The 19,382-nt window shown below is 66.1% G+C and carries 15 protein-coding genes; 8 read left to right on the forward strand and 7 right to left on the reverse strand.

Features of this window, described 5'->3' with window-relative positions; translation table 11 throughout:
* Positions 1–54 precede the first annotated feature (54 nt).
* Positions 55–1,482 carry a glyceraldehyde-3-phosphate dehydrogenase gene (locus GUY37_RS08170; RefSeq protein ID WP_166824333.1) on the reverse strand — a complete coding sequence of 476 codons (1,428 nt, stop codon included), beginning with the start codon at positions 1,480–1,482 and terminating at the stop codon, positions 55–57.
* 55 nt (positions 1,483–1,537) lie between these two features.
* Entirely contained in the window at positions 1,538–2,575 is a 1,038-nt protein-coding gene (locus GUY37_RS08175; protein WP_152349306.1) for a YhjD/YihY/BrkB family envelope integrity protein, read from the reverse strand.
* 289 nt (positions 2,576–2,864) lie between these two features.
* Here GUY37_RS08175 and GUY37_RS08180 point away from each other — a divergent pair, with 289 nt between their 5' ends.
* Positions 2,865–3,500: a DedA family protein gene (locus GUY37_RS08180; RefSeq protein ID WP_166829535.1), complete on the forward strand. Its 636-nt coding sequence runs from the start codon at positions 2,865–2,867 to the stop codon at positions 3,498–3,500.
* A gap of 42 nt (positions 3,501–3,542) precedes the next feature.
* Here the strand turns inward: GUY37_RS08180 and GUY37_RS08185 are convergent, their stop codons facing one another.
* Both GUY37_RS08185 and GUY37_RS08190 read right to left on the reverse strand, forming a co-directional pair.
* A complete protein-coding gene (locus GUY37_RS08185) occupies positions 3,543–4,586 on the reverse strand; it encodes a glutathione S-transferase family protein (protein WP_166824335.1) in 1,044 nt (347 codons plus the stop codon).
* A 234-nt stretch (positions 4,587–4,820) separates the two neighbouring features.
* A complete protein-coding gene (locus GUY37_RS08190; protein WP_166824338.1) occupies positions 4,821–6,629 on the reverse strand; it encodes an AMP-dependent synthetase/ligase in 1,809 nt (602 codons plus the stop codon).
* A 189-nt stretch (positions 6,630–6,818) separates the two neighbouring features.
* On the opposite strand from GUY37_RS08190, the gene leuS reads away from it, so the two are divergent.
* Together leuS and nadE are read left to right on the forward strand one after the other, a co-directional pair.
* Positions 6,819–9,749, forward strand: a complete 2,931-nt coding sequence (gene leuS / locus GUY37_RS08195) for a leucine--tRNA ligase (RefSeq protein WP_166824341.1) — start codon at positions 6,819–6,821, stop codon at positions 9,747–9,749.
* A 34-nt stretch (positions 9,750–9,783) separates the two neighbouring features.
* On the forward strand, positions 9,784–10,617 hold the full coding sequence (nadE, locus tag GUY37_RS08200) for an ammonia-dependent NAD(+) synthetase (RefSeq protein WP_166824344.1): 834 nt from the start codon (positions 9,784–9,786) through the stop codon (positions 10,615–10,617).
* A gap of 3 nt (positions 10,618–10,620) precedes the next feature.
* Here nadE and GUY37_RS08205 read toward each other — a convergent pair whose 3' ends face one another.
* Positions 10,621–11,337, reverse strand: coding sequence for a hypothetical protein (locus GUY37_RS08205; protein WP_166824347.1), 717 nt, complete (start codon positions 11,335–11,337; stop codon positions 10,621–10,623).
* A gap of 96 nt (positions 11,338–11,433) precedes the next feature.
* On the opposite strand from GUY37_RS08205, the gene GUY37_RS08210 reads away from it, so the two are divergent.
* The 5 genes from GUY37_RS08210 (at position 11,434) to holA (ending at position 18,104) form a co-directional block, all read left to right on the forward strand.
* A complete protein-coding gene (locus GUY37_RS08210; protein WP_166824350.1) occupies positions 11,434–12,741 on the forward strand; it encodes a UDP-glucose dehydrogenase family protein in 1,308 nt (435 codons plus the stop codon).
* A complete protein-coding gene (locus tag GUY37_RS08215; protein WP_166824353.1) occupies positions 12,738–13,613 on the forward strand; it encodes a DegV family protein in 876 nt (291 codons plus the stop codon). Before GUY37_RS08210 ends, GUY37_RS08215 begins: the two co-directional genes overlap by 4 nt.
* Positions 13,614–13,739: 126 nt before the next feature.
* Positions 13,740–14,675: a ComEA family DNA-binding protein gene (locus tag GUY37_RS08220; protein ID WP_166824356.1), complete on the forward strand. Its 936-nt coding sequence runs from the start codon at positions 13,740–13,742 to the stop codon at positions 14,673–14,675.
* A gap of 115 nt (positions 14,676–14,790) precedes the next feature.
* A complete protein-coding gene (locus GUY37_RS08225) occupies positions 14,791–17,001 on the forward strand; it encodes a ComEC/Rec2 family competence protein (protein ID WP_166824359.1) in 2,211 nt (736 codons plus the stop codon).
* Between the two features lie 119 nt (positions 17,002–17,120).
* Positions 17,121–18,104, forward strand: a complete 984-nt coding sequence (gene holA / locus GUY37_RS08230; RefSeq protein ID WP_166824362.1) for a DNA polymerase III subunit delta — start codon at positions 17,121–17,123, stop codon at positions 18,102–18,104.
* A gap of 134 nt (positions 18,105–18,238) precedes the next feature.
* Here the strand turns inward: holA and rpsT are convergent, their stop codons facing one another.
* Both rpsT and GUY37_RS08240 read right to left on the reverse strand, forming a co-directional pair.
* Complete coding sequence (gene rpsT, locus GUY37_RS08235; RefSeq protein ID WP_135808426.1) at positions 18,239–18,499, reverse strand: 30S ribosomal protein S20; 261 nt, start codon at positions 18,497–18,499, stop codon at positions 18,239–18,241.
* 246 nt (positions 18,500–18,745) lie between these two features.
* A complete protein-coding gene (locus tag GUY37_RS08240) occupies positions 18,746–19,354 on the reverse strand; it encodes a type II toxin-antitoxin system PemK/MazF family toxin (RefSeq protein ID WP_166824365.1) in 609 nt (202 codons plus the stop codon).
* Positions 19,355–19,382 lie beyond the last annotated feature (28 nt).

The raw sequence follows: 19,382 nt of genomic DNA on the forward strand, positions 1-19,382 counted from the left end.
TTCAGCGTCTCACCAGGGAGCCATCGCAGGATCCGGTGAGCCGCCTCGGCGGTATCAGGGGAAGGCCGGAACGTCGACGTCGGCCATCTTCGCCACGCAGCGCACGACCTGGCAGGAGTAGCCGAACTCGTTGTCGTACCAGACGTAGACGACGACGCGGTCCTCATCGACGATCGTGGCCAGACCGTCGACGACACCGGCGCGCTTGGAGCCGACGAGATCGGTGGACACGAGTTCGGGGGAGGTGACGTAGTCGACCTGGTTGCGCAGCGGCGAATGCATCGACACCTCGCGCAGGAACGTGTTGAGCTCGTCGACGGTGGTGGCTTTCTCAAGGTTGAGATTGAGGATCGCCATCGACACGTTCGGGGTGGGCACGCGGATCGCATTGCCCGAGAGCTTCCCGGCCAGCTCCGGCAGAGCCTTGGCGACGGCCTTGGCGGCACCGGTCTCGGTGAGGACCATGTTCAGTCCGGCAGCGCGGCCGCGGCGGGAGCCCTTGTGGAAGTTGTCGATGAGGTTCTGGTCGTTGGTGAACGAGTGGACCGTCTCGACATGGCCGTTGCGGACACCGAACTTGTCGTTGATGGCCTTGAGCACCGGTGTGATCGCATTCGTCGTGCACGACGCGGCCGAGACGACCGTGTCCGTGTCGAGGATCGCGTCGTCGTTGACTCCGAAGACGATGTTCTTGACATCGCCCTTGCCGGGAGCCGTGAGCAGGACCTTCGAGGCACCGGGGCAGGCGAGGTGCTTGGACAGGCCCTCGTCGTCACGCCACTTGCCGGTGTTGTCGACGATGATGGCGTCGTCGATGCCATAGGCGGTGTAGTCGACCTCCGAAGGGTCATTCGAGTAGATGACCTGGATGAGGGTGCCGTTGGCCTGGATGGTGCTGTTCTCTTCGTCGACGACGATGCTGCCGTCGAAGGCACCATGGACCGAATCGCGGCGCAGCAGGGAGGCACGCTTGACGATGTCGTTGTCGCCATTGCGGCGCACGACGATCGCGCGCAGGCGCATACCTGTTCCCCCGGCACGGTCGATGAGGATGCGGGCGAGCAGACGACCGATGCGACCGAAGCCGTAGAGGACGACGTCGCGGACCTCGCCCTTGCCGGACTGCGACTGAACGACCTCGGCGAGCTCGGCGGCGAGGAAGGCATCGACATCGGCGTTCGGATCATCGAGCTTCTCGATGAGGCGTCCCAGATCGATGCGAGCCGGTGCCAGGTCGAGTCCTGACAGCGCCTTGACGATCCGGTGGGTGATCTGGATGTCGAGCTCCTCGCCGAGGAAGTGGCGAGCGTAGCGGTGGGCCTTGATCATGCCGGTCACCGACTTGTTCAGAAGCGACCGTCCGAACAGAGTCAGCAGCACGTCGTTCTCACGGTACAGGCGTCCGACTAGCGGAATGAGTTCTTCGGCGGCGGTCTGCTTCTTCGCCCAATCGTCCAGGCGAGCAGTCGTGGCGTCAGTCAAAGGTCGTGTCCCCTCGGTCAGTTATAACGGATGCGCCAACAGTCTACCGTCTCGACTATTCGCGATCGGACCGGTGTTCCTCGAAACGCTTGAAGCCCAGAAGGGTGAGTGCCACGATTCCGGCACCGGTGATGAGTGCGCCCAGGCTCTGCGCCTGCACCTTGGGTTCGACGAACCGGTAGTCCGGCTCCTCTTCCTTCAGCTTCGGCGGGTTGGCGGTACCGATCCACGCGGCGATGAACAGGATGATGCGGGCGAAGACGTTGAGCGTGAGCATGATCGCGATGATCGATCCGAACACGCCGGCGGCCTTGTTTCCGGAGAAGAGGTTGACGAGCACGGTGGAGAAGTTGATGAGGATGAGGAACGCGGTCGCGCCGATGAGGGAGCCGCGGTTCTTCGCCTGTCTGTCCACCGGCTTCTCCGGCAGCATCGTGAACAGGAACCAGAAGATCAGCCAGGCGGCGGCGAACGTGAGCAGCAGCGGAACGATGAAGAGCAGACTCCCGGCGAATCCGGAGAGACCGAGGAGGTCAGCGATCATCGACCGCAGACCGGTGCCGACGACCGTGAGTGCCACGGCCAGCAGGAGGCCGATGATGAGGCCGATGAGCGTGACGACGTTGTTGATGACCTTGCTGACGAAGGACTTCTCCGGCACGGCATCGTCGAAGTCGTCGTGCAGCTGTGCCCGCACCGCGGAGCCGAGGTTGCCGATGAACCCCTGACCCGTGTAGAGGCCGGTGAGAATACCGATGATTCCCACTGCCTGCCACTGCAGCAGGTAGCTCTCGAGCTGCTCCGTCAGCGAGTCGTTGCCCGCCGTGAAGGTCTCGATCTGCTCGGTCACCTCGGGGAGGAGCTCGGGACGCGCGATGTCGAGGACGAAGCCGATGGACGCGAGGGCGACCATGGCGATGGGCATGACCGCGAGCACCAGGAAGTAGGTGATGGCGGCACCGAACTGATTGCCCAGACGCTGACCGAAACGTTGGACCGCGCGCATGAGATGGGCTGGTCCAGGTCTGTTGACGGCATTGTGTCCGACCTCAGCGACGGTGTTGCGCGAGGCCAGTACTTTGGCAGGTGCCACGTGTGCTCCTTCGATGCGTATCCGCAAGGTGCGTTCGTTTTCCGGTCCGAGGTGTTCGTTTCCACACTAGCCGCTGTGAGCGCACTGTGAGCGACAGGCCGCGCCCTTATCTACACTTTTGACCATGCCGATCACCGATTCATTCGCCTCCGCCGCCGGTTTCACACCCGCCGCAGCCGGCAGCCTCTCCAGCGGCGCGCCTGCAGGCGGAGTCTCCTCCGACGTGCTCGCAGCCGGCGGCAGCGCGGCGGACAGCCTCAGCGGGTTCTCGGCATGGACCGTGACGATCATGGAGACCCTGGGCCCGATCGGCGTCGGATTCATGGTCTTCCTCGACAACATCTTCCCGCCCATCCCCAGCGAACTCGTCCTCCCCCTGGCCGGCTTCACCTCGAGCCAAGGGCAGATGAACATCGCGGCCGCGATCGTCTTCGCCACGATCGGCTCGGTCGTCGGCGCGGTTCTGCTGTGGGCTGTGGGCAAATGGATCGGCATCGAACGCATCGCCCGCATCGCCGTGAAGATGCCGCTGGTCGATGTCGATGACGTGCACAAGACCGTCGACTGGTTCGACAGGCACGGGGACAAGGCCGTGTTCTTCGGGCGGATGATCCCGATCTTCCGGTCCCTCATCTCCATCCCAGCCGGGATGCGGGACATGCGACTGGCCAAGTTCCTGCTGCTGACCACGGCCGGCAGCACGATCTGGAACACGATCCTCATCGTCGCCGGTTTCGCCCTCGGTGAGAACTGGTCGGTCGTCGAGACGTACGCGGGCTACTTCCAGAACCTCGTCATCGTCGCAATCGCCGTCTTCGTCATCGTGTGGATCGCGCTCAAGGTCCGCAGACAGCGGCGGAAGAAGGCCGCCGGGCTCGATACGACCGAAGACGACCATATCGAGCCCGGACAGTTCGATTCCTGAGACCGAGGTCTCAGCTCACCCAGGAATCAACTGGCCCAGGTCTCAGCTCATCCAGGCAGATGCCGTATGAGCAGGTGAGACCTCCTCACCGGGCTTGACCGGGCCGGGAGCAGTCCCGTCGCCGAAGGGCGAACCGCCGAACTTCCGGTCACGGCCGTGATCGCTGAGCCAGCCGGAGAGATCCGGACCCTTGGGCACGATCTGCGTCGGGTTCACATCCTCGTGGACGATGTAGTAGTGCTGTTTGATCTGCTCGAAGTCGACCGTGTCCCCGAATCCCGGGGTCTGATAGAGGTCGCGGGCGTAGCCCCACAGGTTCTCGAAGGCCGTGAGCGGCTGACGATTGCACTTGAAGTGGCCGAAGTAGACGGGATCGAAGCGGACGAGGGTCGTGAACAGACGGACATCCGCCTCGGTGATGGTCTCACCCATGAGGAACCGTGATCGGCTCAGCCGGTCCTCGATCGTGTCCAGGGCGGTGAACAGGCGGTCGAACGCGGCATCGTAGGCGTCCTGGGAGCCGGCGAATCCGCAGCGGTAGACGCCGTTGTTGATCTCCGTGTAGATCAGCCCCATCACCTTCTCCATCTCCTCCCGGGATCCCTCGGGCCAGAGATCCGGCGCACCCTCACGGTGGTAGTCGGTCCACTGAGTGGAGAAGTCCTCCGTGATCTGCAGGAAGTCGTTGGTCACGACGACGCCAGTGGGCACGTCGACGACAGCCGGCACGGTGATTCCCCGCGGATAGTCCGGGTACCGGGCGAAGAACGCCTGCTGCAGCCGTTCGATGCCGAGCACCGGATCCACCCCGCCCGGGTCGAGGTCGAAGGTCCACGACCGCGCATCATGAGTGGGACCCGGCAGGCCGAGGGAGATGGCGTCCTCGAGGCCGAGGAGACGACGGACGATGATCGTCCGGTTCGCCCACGGGCAGGCGCGGGCGGCGATGAGACGATACCGGCCCGGTTCGACGGGCCACTTGGCATTCGGATCATTGAGGATCCGATCGTCGATGTAGTTCGTATCGCGGTTGAATTCCGCGCCCTCGGTCACGTAGCTGGGCGTGTGATCGGTGTTGTCGGACATGACGCTGCCTCCAATGAGCTCGGTTCGAACGACTTCTGCCCTCAGCTTACGACGCTGAGGCAAGCCCTCGCCGAGGCGGCCCGACGTCACCGTCGCCACGTCCGCACCGGTGGGGGAGCCGACCCCCGCCGAGGCGGGACGGCGACGGCCCGGGTGCGGACGATCGACGTCCGTGCCCGGGCCGTGCCCCGAGGCTGTGCTCAGCGATTCATCGTCGTCGGCAGCGGCTGTGTCTCAGCCGGCGTAGAGCGCGTCGATTTCGGCGGCGAAGTCCTTGCTGATGAGATGACGCTTGACCGACTGCTTGGCTGAGAGATAGCCGTTCTCCTCGGTGAGTTCGATCGGCAGGATCGTGAACTTCTTGACCCCCTCGGCACGCGAGACGGTCCTGTTCATCTGCTCGACGGCCTTGGCCACTTCGGCCCGGATCGCATCATCGTCGGCGGCCTCGCGCAGATCCATCGGCGGCAGATCATGGTTCTTCAGCCAACCCGGCAGCATCTCCGAATCGAGGAAGATCAGTGCGGAGACGAACTTGCGGTTCTCACCGACGAGCACCGGCTGGCCGATGATCGGGTGACGGCGCAGCACGTCCTCGAGCGGCGCCGGGGCGATGTTCTTGCCGCTGGAGGTCACGATGATCTCCTTCTTGCGGCCGTTGATCGTGAGATACCCGTCTTCATCGAGGGAGCCGAGGTCACCGGTGCCGAACCAGCCGTCGTGGAACTCCTTGGACGTGGCCTCCGGGTTGTTCCAGTATTCGCGGAAGACCGGCACGCCCTTGGTCAGGATCTCACCGTCGGGAGCGATCGCCACCGAGACACCCGGCAGCGGCACGCCGACGGTGCCGATCTTCGACTTCTCCGGAACGTTGACGGTGATCGGGGCGGTGGTCTCGGTGAGGCCATAGCCTTCGAGGACGATGATGCCGAGCCCGCGGAAGAAGTGGCCGAGGTGAGCGCCGAGCGCACCGCCTCCGGAGACCGCATGAGTGACATTGTCGCCCATGACCGCACGCAGCTTCGAATAGACGAGCTTGTCGAACAGGGCGTGCTGGAGCTTGAGGCTGGTCGGAACCTTGCCGGTGTCCAGAGCCTTGGAATACGCGACGGCGACCTGCTCGGCGCGGCGGAAGATCTTCTCCTTGCCGCCTGCCTGAGCGGTCGCCAGTGCAGAATTGAAGACCTTCTCGAAGACGCGGGGCACACCGAGGATGAACGACGGGCGGAAGCTGCCCATGGCATCGGTGAGCTTCGTCAGGTCCGACTGATGGGCGAGTAGAGCGCCGTTGCTGATGGCCAGGACCTCGATGAACCGGGCGAAGACGTGGGCCTGCGGCAGGAACAGCAGGCAGCGCATCTTCGTGTCCAGAACACTGGGGATCTGGTGGCGGGCGGCCTGGGACGTCTGGACGAAATTCGCGTGGGTGAGCACGCAGCCCTTGGGCTTTCCGGTGGTGCCGGAGGTGTAGATGATCGTGGCCACCGACTCGGAACCGACCTGCGAGCGGGCGGCTTCGAGTTCCTCGTCGCTGATGTCCTTGCCGGCCTCGGCGAGATCGGCGAATGCACTGTCCTCCCAGACCCGCAGGGCCGGCTCTTCGCGTCCGCCGGCCGCAGCCGCGGCCCGCACCCGATCGGCATGGTCGCCGGTGGCGACGAGCCCACGCGTGACATCGGCGTCGGTGAGCATCCACGTGAGCTGGCTCTCTGAGGAGGTGTCGTAGAACGGCACGGAGATTCCGCCGGCGTACCAGATGGCATAGTCGCTCAGCGTCCATTCATAGGAGGTGGGCCCGAAGATCGCGATCCGATCGCCGACTCCCACGCCCAAGGCGATGAGCCCCTTCGCCGCGGCTTTGACCTCGGCGAGGAATTCGGCACCGGTCGTGTCGATCCACCCGTCACCGTCGGGCTTGGCGACCAGAGGGCGGCTGGGATCCTCCGCGACTGTGCGGAGGAAGACATCGGTGGTCGACGAGGTGGTATCGACCTCGAAACCGACGACGGGTGTTGACGACTGCGGCATGGTCGTTGAGCTCATGGGTCTCCTTCGAGGACGTAAGTTACTGCTCGGTTATCTTACAGTTCGGCCGGGTCTCAGTGAAATCGGTCACGTTTGCCGAGATATCCGGCGTCCGCTGCCCTGTGGGCAGTCTAGCCAAGTCGAATCAAGGGGCGTTCAGAGTACGATGGTCGGAACCCGCTCACGTCTGTTCAGCGAAGGAAGGTAATGACGACGAACCCTGAGGAGACCGGTTTCCGCTACGATGCGGCGCTGGCCGAAGAGATCGAGAAGTCTTGGCAGCGCACTTGGGAGGAATCGGGCACGTTCCACACCCCGAACCCCACCGGAGACCTCGGCGAGCTTGACTCCCAGGACACTTCGTCGCCCTACGGCCCTCCGACCGACCTCAGCGAGCGCGAGTCCCTGTACATCATGGACATGTTCCCCTACCCCTCCGGAGTGGGACTGCACGTCGGCCACCCGCTGGGCTATCTGGGCACCGACGTCTACGGCCGCTACCAGCGGATGCGCGGACTCAACGTCATGCACGCGCTGTCCTATGACGCCTTCGGGCTGCCCGCCGACCTCTACGCCGTGCAGACCGGTCAGCACCCGCGCATCACCACCGATGCCAATATCGCGAACATGACCGAACAGCTGCGTCGTCTGGGGCTGGCCCATGATGTGCGCCGTCGCTTCGCCACGACCGACGACGAATTCGTCAAGTGGACCCAGTGGATCTTCCTGCAGATCTTCAACTCCTGGTACGACCCGGAGGCGACGACCCCCGATGGTGAGGCCAAGGGCGCGGCCCGTCCGATCGAGACGCTCATCGAACAGTTCGCCTCCGGCACCCGACCCACCCCCGATGGTCGCGCCTGGTCGGATCTGAGCCCGGCCGAGCGAGAGAACGTCCTGCAGGGATTCCGCCTCGCCTACGTCTCCGAATCCCCGGTCAACTGGTGCCCCGGACTGGGCACGGTGCTGGCCAATGAAGAGGTCACCGCCGACGGCCTGTCCGAACGTGGGAACTTCCCGGTCTTCACACGTCGTCTGCGGCAGTGGAACATGCGGATCACCGCCTACGCCGACCGCCTCATCGACGACCTCGACGTGCTGGACTGGCCGCATGCGATCCACGCGATGCAGGTCAACTGGATCGGCCGGTCGAAGGGTGCGCTGCTGCGACTGCCCATCGCCGGTGACGATTTCGCCGGTGACGACGTCGCCGACATCGAGGTCTACACCACCCGCCCGGACACCCTGTTCGGCGCCACCTACCTCGTCCTCAGCCCCGAACACCCGCAGGTCGCCCAGCTGACCGCGCAGGCATGGGATGAGTCCACGCCCGAGTCCTGGCGTGGGGGAGAAGCCACCCCCGCCGAGGCGATCGCCGCCTACCAGCGCGCCGCAGCCGCCAAGACCGACGCCGACCGGCAGCAGAGCCGGGAGAAGACCGGCATCTTCACCGGCTCCTATGCGCTCAACCCGGCCACAGGGGACCGGGTGCCGATCTTCGTCGCCGACTACGTGCTGATGGGGTACGGGACCGGCGCGATCATGGCCGTGCCCGCCGAAGACGCCCGTGACTGGGACTTCGCGAAGGCCTTCGGACTGCCCTATATCCGCACCGTGCAGCCCCCGGCCGACCACGACGAGGATGCACCGTTCACCGGCACTGGCGTGATGATCAACTCGGCCAACGCCGAGATCGACATCAACGGCCTCGGCATCGACGCGGCGAAGGCCCGAGTCACCGCATGGCTGGCCGGCAGGGGACTGGCCACCGAATCGACCCAGTACCGTCTGCGCGACTGGCTGTTCTCCCGCCAGCGCTACTGGGGTGAGCCCTTCCCGATCGTCTACGACGAGAACGGCACCCCCATCGCACTGCCCGACGAGATGCTGCCCGTCCAGCTGCCCGAGGTCGACGATTTCGCACCGCGGACCTACGCACCCGATGATGCCGACAGCCGTCCCGAACCGGCGCTGAGCCGAAACCAGGAATGGACGAGCATCGAGCTCGACCTCGGTGATGGTCCGAAGACCTACCAGCGTGAGACGAACACGATGCCCAACTGGGCCGGATCGTCGTGGTACCAGCTGCGCTACGCCGACCCGCACAATGACGAACGCCTCGTCGATCCGGCCAATGAGAAGTACTGGCTGGGGCCGCGGGCCTCGAAGCCGCGCGGCGGTGCCGACCTCTATGTCGGCGGGCAGGAGCACGCTGTGCTCCACCTGCTCTATGCCCGGTTCTGGCACAAGATCCTCTTCGACCTCGGCCACATCTCCTCGTCCGAGCCGTTCCACCGTCTGGTCAACCAGGGCTACATCCAGGCCTATGCGTACACGGATTCCCGTGGTGTCTACGTCCCCGCCGCCGAGGTGGAGGAGCGGACCGAGTCGAACGGTGAGCTGACCTTCTGGTTCGACGGCGAGCAGGTCAACCGGGAGTACGGAAAGATCGGCAAATCGCTGAAGAACTCCGTCATGCCCGACGAGATGTACGACGCTTTCGGGGCCGACACCTTCCGCGTCTACGAGATGTCGATGGGCCCGCTGGAGCAGGACCGACCGTGGGACACCCGTGCCGTCGTCGGCGCGCAGCGGTTCCTGCAGCGGGTGTGGCGGCTCTTCGTCGATGAGACCACGGGCGAGTCCGTGATCTCCGACGACGAGACCGATGCCGAATCGCTCAGGGTCCTCCACCAGGTCATCGACGGCGTGCGCGAGGACATGGACCATCTGCGGTTCAACACTGCGATCTCCAAGCTCATCGTGCTCACCAACCATGCCACCAAGCAGGGCGGTGCGACCCGGGAGGTCCTCGAACCGCTGTCCATCATGCTCGCGCCCTTCGCCCCGCACCTGGCCGAAGAGCTGTGGTCGCGTCTCGGGCACGAGTCGACCGTCACCTATGCGTCCTTCCCCGCGGCGGATCCGAACCATCTCGTCGCCGAGACGGTGACCTGTGTGGTTCAGGTCAAAGGCAAGGTGCGTGCACGCCTCGAGGTCGCTCCGGACATCTCCGCCGAAGAGCTGGAGACGCTGGCCCTCGAGTCGCCGAACGCCGTCAAGGCCCTCGGCGGTGCCGGAGTGCGCAAGGTGATCGTGCGCGCACCGAAACTGGTCAACATCGTTCCCGACGCTTGAGCAGCGGCCGGGGCATCCGCAGGAGCAGGAGTCTATGAGAGTCGAAACCGTTCAGGAGCAGATCCGTGCCCAACTGGGGGTCCGGCCGACGATCGACCCGGCCACCGAGGTCGCCCGGAGGGTCGAGTTCCTCGTCGACTATGTGCTGACCACCGGTGTCAAGGGGCTGGTGCTCGGCATCAGCGGCGGGCAGGATTCCACCCTGGCCGGCAGGCTCTGCCAGCTGGCGGTGGAGGATCTGCGCGACCGCGGCGCCGATGCCGAGTTCTGGGCCGTGCGTCTGCCCCATCATGTGCAGACCGATGAGGCCGATGCTCAGGACGCATTGTCCTTCATCGCCGCCGATCATGAGCTGGCGATCAACATCGGTGCCGCCACGGATGCGGCCGCCGAGGAGTACGAGAAGGCCACGGGCACGCCGATCACCGACTTCGGCAAGGGCAACGTCAAGGCCAGGATGCGGATGATCGCCCAGTTCGAACTGGCGGGGGAGAAGAAGGCCCTCGTCGTCGGAACCGATCATGCCGCCGAGGCGGTCACCGGCTTCTTCACGAAGTTCGGAGACGGTGCGGCCGACGTCGTCCCCCTGGCGGGTCTGAACAAACGGCAGGGACGGGAACTGCTGCGCCACCTCGGCGCTCCCGGCCATCTCATCGTCAAGGCTCCCACCGCGGATCTGCTCGACGACGAACCGGGACAGACCGACGAATCGTCACTGGGCCTGACCTACGACCAGATCGATGACTTCCTAGAGGGGAAGGAGATCGAGCCCGCGGCCGCCTCGGCGCTCATCGAGAAATACCGCAGGTCAGAACACAAACGCCGCACCCCTGTGGCCCCGTTGGATTCGTGGTGGATCCGGCACTGATCCTCAGTCGTTGAACGGCGGGGTGCCCGAGACGAGCCCGAGTTCGAGTGCTGTCTGATTGAACTCCCACCGGGAGGAGACGAAGTCGTCGCTGAGGCGTTCGCCGCGGCTCTGGGCCTCGGTGTAGCCGCGCCAACCGTCCTTGCGGGCATCGCCGGGTCGGATCTCACGGGTCCCGGAGTCATCGGGCGAGATCTGGGTCTCCTCCTTCACCCAGATCGACAGACCTTCGGCCGCCCGATAGAGGTTCATGAACGCCGTGTGCGAACGCGGATTGTCGAAGCTGGCCGTCTTGAACTCGGCGCAGAAGGTGTAGAGCGGTTCGAGCTCGTCGACGGCGACGGTGGCGAAGGTCGCATCGAGTCGCAGGGACTGGACGAGGCCGGACGAGTCAGGGATGAGTTCGAGGATCCGGCGGGCGCGACGCTCGTCGGGAAGCAGTTCGACCGTGTTCTCCACCGGAGTCAGTCCGGGCGTGTCCATCCGGCCGCGTTCGAGGCTGAGCTGCTGCCGCAGCGCGTCGATCTGGTGCTGAGCGCGCCGCCATTCGCCGTGGAACATCAGCAGCGCCGCGATCACGCCGAGGCACAGCACAAGCCCGATGATCCACGCCGCAGAGTGCAGCCCCGGAATGGCGAAGGCCACGATGCCGAGCACGGTGAGCACCGCAAACGTCACGGCGGCCGGTGAGTTGGTGAGGAAATCAAGGAAACGCTTCACATTCCCAAGCGTACTGTTTCAACCTCCACATATCGTGCAACCGGGTGGCATATAGTGTGGTGCGAAAACGCATGCCAATTCCCAGGAGAGCTCGGTTTGAAGATTTCAGTCGTCGGTTGCGGATATCTGGGCGCGGTCCATGCGGCGGCCATGGCGTCCCTGGGCCACGAGGTCACGGGAGTCGACGTCGACACAGAGAAGGTCGAGGCCCTGACCTCCGGCCGGCCGCCCTTCTTCGAACCGGGACTGAGTGAACTCCTCGTGAAGGCTCAGGAGCGCGGGAAGCTCGTTTTCACCACCGACATCTCCCGTGCCGCCGACGCCACCGTGCACTTCGTGTGCGTGGGCACTCCGCAGAAGCCCGGCGAGTTCGCCGCCGATGTCACCTATGTCGATGCGGCCGTGGGGTCGCTGCACCCGCACCTGACTGAGACGTCAGTGGTTGTGGGCAAGTCGACCGTTCCCGTGGGCACCGCCGAGCGCCTGGCCGGCATCATCGCCGACACCGGGGCCGCGATGATGTGGAACCCGGAGTTCCTGCGCGAAGGCCATGCCGTCGAGGACACGCTCCACCCGAATCGGCTGGTCTACGGAGTCGCCGACGGCGAGCCCGGCCACGCCGCTGCCGCGACCCTCGATGAGGTCTACGCCTCGATCCTCGCCGACGACACCCCGCGGATGATCACGGACTTCGCGACCGCCGAGCTCGTCAAGACCGCGGCGAACTCGTTCCTGGCCACGAAGATCTCATTCATCAACGCCATGGCCGAACTCTGCGAGGCCTCCGGTGCCGATGTCACCCAGCTCGCCGATGCGATCGGCATGGACGACCGGATCGGCCGCAAATTCCTCAACGCCGGGCTCGGGTTCGGCGGCGGCTGCCTGCCCAAGGACATCCGCGCCTTCATGGCCAGGGCCGGAGAGCTCGGCGCCGATCAGGCGGTGGCCTTCCTCAAGGAGATCGATTCGATCAACATGCGCAGGCGGGTGCGGATGGTCGACATCGCCCGTGACGCCCTGGGCGGGTCGTTCATCGGCAAGAAGATCACCATCCTCGGTGCCGCGTTCAAACCCGACAGCGACGATGTCCGTGACTCCCCGGCCCTTGCCGTGGCCCGACTCATCGCCACGCAGGGCGGACTCGTGACCGTCACCGATCCGCAGGCACTCGGCAATGCGCAGAAGTCGTTCCCCGAACTCGCCTACGTCGCCGACACCGGTGAGGCGCTCACCGGGGCCGAAGCGGTGCTGCTGCTGACCGAATGGCGCGAATACCGCGATCTCGACCCGGCGGCGACCGCTGGACTCGTGAGCGGAAAGGTGCTCGTCGACGGCCGCAACGTGCTCACTCCGGAACTGTGGCGGGCAGCGGGCTGGACGTATCGGGCCCTGGGCCGTCCATGAGAATCGGACTGGTCACCGACTCCACGGCACAGCTGTCCGCGGCCGAACGCGAGGAGCTGAGCGGGGCCACCGGCGGCCTCTTCGCGGTGGTGCCGCTGACCGTGCTCATCGGCGGAGTCGCCTTCGCCGACGGTGAGGTCGGTGCCGGGCATCTGTGCGCGAAGATGACCGACGGCACCGAGGTCACCACCTCCATGGCCACGCCGACGCAGTTCTCCGACGCCTATGCGCGGCTGCGCGAGGACGGGGCCGAGGCCATCATCGTCGTGACCATGTCCGCGGAGCTCTCGGGGACCCGCGATTCCGCGGTCAGAGCCGCCGAAGCCGAGGACATCCTCGTCGATGTCGTCGACTCGAGGACGACCTCGGCGGGTTTGGCCGGGGCGCTGGCCGTGGCCGTGGCCGGGATCCGGCAGGGACTCGACGTCGAATCGATCGCCGGCACCATCGCCGACTGGTGCGCGGGCGAGACCCGCTCGGTGTTCGCCCCCGGCAGCCTCGAACACCTGCGCCGAGGCGGCCGGATCGGTGCCGCATCCTCCTTGCTGGGCAGGGCCCTGCAGATCGTTCCGGTGCTCGGTCTCAACGCCGGCATCGTCGTTCCGCTCGCCCGGGTGCGCACTCGCGCCAAAGCGCTGGAGAAGATCGTCGCACTCGCCGCGCAGGCCGCCCCCGAGGTCGCCGACCCCGAGGACACCGTGGAGGTCGAGGTGCAGAATGCCGAAGGGGAGATGGACACGGCCGATGCCGAACTGCTGAGCTCACGGCTGCGCGACCTCGGATTCGACACCTCGTTCAGGACGCTGTCGACGATCATCACCGCGCATGTGGGCCCCGGCACCGTCGGCGTGACCGTGCAGACGAAACCCTGACTCACACACCGCTGCCTGGGGACGCTCACGTGACTTGACCGCCTCAGCCCTGTGGATGCTGGGGCCCTTTCCACAGGCGACTTCAGCTTCCTGGCAGTGAATCGACGCGGGCCTTAGCGTCGGACCATGGCTGTGTCCCCGGATGATCGCTTCGCCGGCCTCCTCAACGCCAGTGCCGAGCGCGGCGGTTGGGTGCCGGGCGATATCTACACCGCCGACACCGCCGGTGAGGAAGAACCCGTCGAGGCCCGTCGGGTGCGTCTGCCTGTGCTGGCGGCGGTGGGCATCGCCACGGTCGGAATCCTCGTGCTCGCCTTCTTCCTCTTCCGACCCGCGCCACAGCATTCGCCGGCCGGGGAGGGCAGCGGCCCCGGACAACCCGCAGAGGCCGGACAGTCGCCTGCCGCGACAGCCGGTGGGGTCGAATCGGGTGACGCCGGCGCACCCGGTGCGGGAACGACCGGCGGCCAGGAGGGAGCCGCCTCGGCGAAAGGGACGACGGCCGATGCGAACGGGGAGGTGATCGTCCACATCACCGGGGCGGTGAGGAATCCCTCCGTGGTCACCCTCAAAGCAGGAGCGCGGGTCCACGACGCAGTCGAGGCCGCGGGTGGGCTGAGCGCCGGAGCCGACGGCGAATCGGTGAATCTGGCGCGAGTGCTCGCCGACGGTGAGCAGATCCATATCCCGAAGGAGGGAGAGGAACCGGCAGACGGTGTCGACGGTGCTGGGGCGGAGGGGGCCGGACCGGAGGGAACGACGCAGGACGGGGCCGGGGGAGCGGAAGCGGGACCAGGAGGAGCCGGAAATTCATCCGCTGGTGCCGCGAACGGTTCAGCCGGGGCCGATGGCGGGGCGCCAGGTCAGGCCGGAAAGGTCGATCTCAACACCGCCGATGCCACCACCTTGGAGACTCTGCCCGGAGTCGGTCCAGTCACCGCCGAGGCGATCATCAGCCACCGCACCCAGCAGCCCTTCGCAAGCGTCGAGGATCTGCTGCTCGTCAAAGGCATCGGACCGAAGACCTTCGAAAGCCTCAAAGACCTTGTCACCGTCGGCTGACCCGGACCGCCGGACACCGCACTCGCGGCCGCGCAGGCGACAGCCCCCGCGAGCGCAGTCGCTGAGACACAGACTCGGGGCGCTGCGCCGAGCGAGTGAGTCCCTGCTCGCGTGGGTGCGGGAACGGGGTGCGCTGTGGCCGGGCTCCGTTCGTCTTCTCTGCTGTGCCGCCGGCCTGTGGGCCAGCGCACTCCTGTCACCGGAACCATGGGCGCTGTTCGGCATTCCCGTGCTCGGGCTCGTCGGGATCCTGACCCTGAGACGCCATCACCACCTCGGTGTCGGTGTCCTCGTCTTCACCTGTCTGCTGACGATCCAGATCACCGCTCTGGCCGCCGCTCACGGACCGGACAGACAGGTCGAGACCACGGGGCTCGTCGTCGGCCACAGCGAACCCGGCGCCTCCGGGTGGACCAGGCTGACACTGCTCACACCCACCGGCTTCACCCACGTCCTCAGCCCCGACGTCGTCGCGGACGGAGCGAAGGTGCGGATGCCCACGGAACGCCTCGACGACATCCGCTCGACCGACGCAGAACCCCAGGTGCTCGAAGAACCTGACGGGCTGTGGCAGTGGCGAGACCGCCTGCGCACCGAACTGCGCGACGACTCGCTGGCCGCCGGCAGCGATGGAGGTCGTCTGCTGCCCGGGCTCGTCGTCGGCGACACCTCTCCGCAGGACGATCGGATGGTCGACGACATGCGAGTCGTCTCCCTCACCCACGTCTCGGCCGTGTCGGGCAGCAACGTCGCGATCGTCAGCCTCGGTGCCGGACTGCTCGCCGGAGCCTGCCGAGCAGGACCCCGACTGCGCGTGAGCATCGGGGTGCTCACCTGCATCGGCTACGTCTTCATCGTCGGATTCGAACCCAGTGCCATCCGAGCCGCCGGTATGGCGATCGCGGCGGCACTCGTGTTCCTGCGCGGCGGCGGGATCTCCCCGGTCGCGGTCATGTGCTCGACGGCGAGCCTGCTTCTGGCATTCGTGCCCGTGTTGGCCACCTCGGTGGGGTTCGTCCTGTCCGTGGTCTCCACGGCGGCGATCATGTTCGTCGTTCCGATCCTGCTGCGCCGCCTCGCCGTGCACCTGCCGTTGCTGCCGACGGTGCTCGTCACCGCGCTCATCGTGCCCTTCGTCGCCCAACTCGCGTGCACCCCGGTGCTCGTGGCGATCGATCCGCGCATCGGACTGTGGTCGGTGGCCGCCAACGCCCTGGCCGCACCAGCGGTCATGCCGGCGACGGTGGCCGGCTTCCTCAGCCTCGTGACCACCGGCATCGGAACATCGGGCCTGCCCGGAGCGGACTTCGCCTCCGCTCTGCTGGCGTGGATCGGATCCTTCCCGGCGTGGTGGATCGTCGTCGTGGCCCGAGTCTGCGCCGCACTGCCCGGAGCCGCCCTCGACTGGCCGCTGCCGCCGGTCGGAACACTGCTGGCACTCGGTCTGCTCGGACTGGCCGTGGCCGGAACATGGATGCTCGTGCGCCGACGCCTCTGGGGTCTGCCCGTGCTCGTCCTGTGCTGCCTGCTCACCGCCGCCGTCATCGTCACGGTCAGGGCGAAGCCGCCGGCGGCGGACTGGCTGGTGCTCGTCTGCGATGTCGGTCAGGGCTCGGGGGCGGTGATCAACCTCGGTGACGGTCGGGGTCTCGTCGTCGACACGGGGCGCGAGCCGAAACCCATCGACACCTGCCTCGACGAATCCGGCATCGAGGAGTTCGACCTGCTCATCTCCCACTTCGATGCCGACCACTTCGCCGGATACGCGGGCACGACGTGGGGGCGGAAGGTCGACCGGCTGTTCGTCTCCGTGAATGTCGTGGGCTCGCCGGAGGCGCAGCGCATGATCACCGACACCGGCGCCGAGGTGGTCCCCACCCACCGCGGCCAGACGCTGAGCCTCGATACGGCCACCGTGGAGGTGCTGTGGCCGCCGCTGCGTTCGGTCGTGTCGGCGGAGGACGAAGAGCTGCGCAACGAAGACTCCCTGGTGGTGCGGGTCGAACAGGCTGGGCTGAGCACTCTGCTGCCCGGCGATGTCGGGGCCGAGGAGCAGTATCTGCTGGCCCAGCAGGTGCGGCCGGTCGATGTGCTCGTCGCGCCGCACCACGGCTCCTCCGACCTGGCGCCCGAATTCTTCGCCGCCGCGGCTCCCCGTCTCGGCGTCATCTCGGTCGGGGAGAACAGCTACGGGCATCCGAGCACGAAGTCGGTGCGGTCCTTCGGCCCCGTTCCCGTGCTGCGCACCGATCGCTGCGGTTCGGTCGCGCTCTACGCGCAGAGCCGATACAGCACAGGACAGAGCTGTCCCGAGAGCAAGGGCTGAGACTCCCGTCGCCCAGCGGCTCTCATCGAGGACCGGTCGGGCCGAGATCGTACGCCGGTCGGGCCGCGAAGGCACTGGTGGTGACTGTCGTGTCGGTCGGCCACGATAGGCTGGGGACCATGGCAGCGAAGAAGACCCTGATCCCGTGGAGTTCGGCGAAGCCCGCCCCCGTCGTCATGATCTCCGGTGGCGAATCGGTGCTCGTCCGCATGGCCAAGGACCGCATCGTGTCGGCCGCGCGGAAGCAGGATCCCGAAGAGATCGAACTCGACGCTGCCGGATACCAAGCCGGTGAGCTGGCGATGGCGGCCTCACCATCCCTGTTCTCCTCCTCGAAGCTCATCATCGTCGATGCCGTCGAGAAGTGCTCGGAGGACTTCTTGGGCGACGCCGTGGCTTATCTGGACGCACCGAACGACGACGCAGTAGTGGTGCTGCTGCACGCCGGCGGCAATCGGGGAGCGAAGCTGATCAAGAAGCTCGACTCTGCCGGCTTCCCCCGCATCGACGCGGCAGTGCTGAAAAACGAAAGCGATCGGGCGAAGTTCGCGCAGACCCGGTTCAAGACCGCGAAGCGGCGCATCGACGAAGCCGGAATGGCCGCTCTCATGTCGGCGCTGGGCTCCGACCTCGCCGAACTCAATGCCGGAGTCGACCAGCTCATCGAAGACACCGAAGGCACCATCACCGCCGAGGTCGTCGACCAGTACTACGGCGGCCGCGTCGAGGCCACCGGCTTCAAGGTCGCCGATGCGGCAGTGGTCGGAGACGCGAAGAACGCACTCAGTCTGCTCCGACATGCGCTGTCGACCGGTTCCGATCCGGTCCCGCTCGTGGCGGCAGTGGCGATGAAGCTGCGCGGCATGGCGAAGGTGCAGGGATTCTCCGGCACCAGCGGCGAGCTGGCATCCGAGCTGAAGATGGCTCCGTGGCAGGTCGACCGTGCCCGCCGCGAAGTCCGTCGGTGGAATGAGGTGGCACTCGGCCAGTCGCTCATCGCCGCGGCCGAAGCCGACGCTGCCGTCAAGGGCGGGGGACGAGACCCCGTCTACGCCGTCGAATGGTTCGTCTCCGAAGTCTCTCGCCTCGCCCGCCTCCGCTGACCAATTACTACCTGACGGCGGCCCAGCAACCTCGCGCGAGGTTGCTGGGCCGCCGTCAGGTAGTAATTGGGGAAAGAATCAGGGCCCGACCCTTTCGGATCGAGCCCTGAGAAGCTACAGCCTCAGTCGTCTGCTCAGAGAGCGTTGATCTGCGTGGCCAGGCGCGACTTGCGGTTCGCAGCGTTGTTCTTGTGCAGAACACCCTTCGAAACAGCCTTGTCGAGTCTGCGGGCAGCCACAGCATAAGCCTGCTGCGCCTCTTCCTTGTTGCCGGCAGCGATGTTCTCGCGAACGACGCGGACGTAGGACCGAACCTCGGACCGGACAGCCTTGTTGCGCTGACGAGCCTTCTCGTTGGTCTTGTTCCGCTTGATCTGGGACTTGATATTAGCCAATTTCAACACTCTTCCGTGTTAGTGGTACATGGTCGTGAGGGCGCATCGAACCGACATGATCATCTCCGCGGGGAAACACATCGACGACATCGAATCCGACGGCATCTTCACCCGACCTCGGCGAGACACACGCCTTGATGAAGACACAATCACCCATGATACAGGCTCGGGCCCCGGGCCGGAAATCTCTGTCCTGTCCTGCCCCGCCGCGGATGCAGGGGCGCGATCCAGCTGCTCTGCCGGGTCTCAGCCGGCGAGGTTCTCGGCCACGTGATCGAACACTTCACGGGGCATGACCGCACCTTCCCGGCGGATCGAATCCGGGTCGAGTCGGATGACCCGATCAAGACGGAGCTCAGAGGGCCGACCCCGCGAATCCCAGTCCCCGGTGCCGATGTTCATCCACTTGGCATGCCGGTCCTCACGGACCTCGCCGATCCCGCCTGGAATGTGATCTTGGCTGGTGAGCATGAGCGCGAGCACCCATCTGCCGTCGCGACCGACGACGAGGGACGGCCGATCCTTGCCCTGCGAATGGTCCTCCTCGAAGGGGATCCACCCCCAGACGACCTCGCCCGGATCGGCGTCGCCGTCGAGATCGGGAGAGTAGCTGACCGTGAGCGGACCCGTGTAATCACCGGGGTACGAACCCGCCCCGCCCGAGACGGAACGCTCACCAGGCCGCGCCGAGGCGGCACCGCCTCCGCCGTCCGACTGCGCGGGAGTCTGCCGGCGGGCATCCGTGGGCTGCGAGGCACCCCCGGAGCTCTTCCTCGACTGCGACTGACGCAGGTAGCGCAGCCCCTGACGGACTCCGATTCTCGCGGCCCGATTGACCAGTGATCTCCAATTCATACGTCCAGCCTAAACGAGTCGCCTGCCA

It is taken from the genome of Brevibacterium limosum, from assembly GCF_011617705.1.
GTDB classification, from domain to species: Bacteria; Actinomycetota; Actinomycetes; order Actinomycetales; family Brevibacteriaceae; genus Brevibacterium; species Brevibacterium limosum.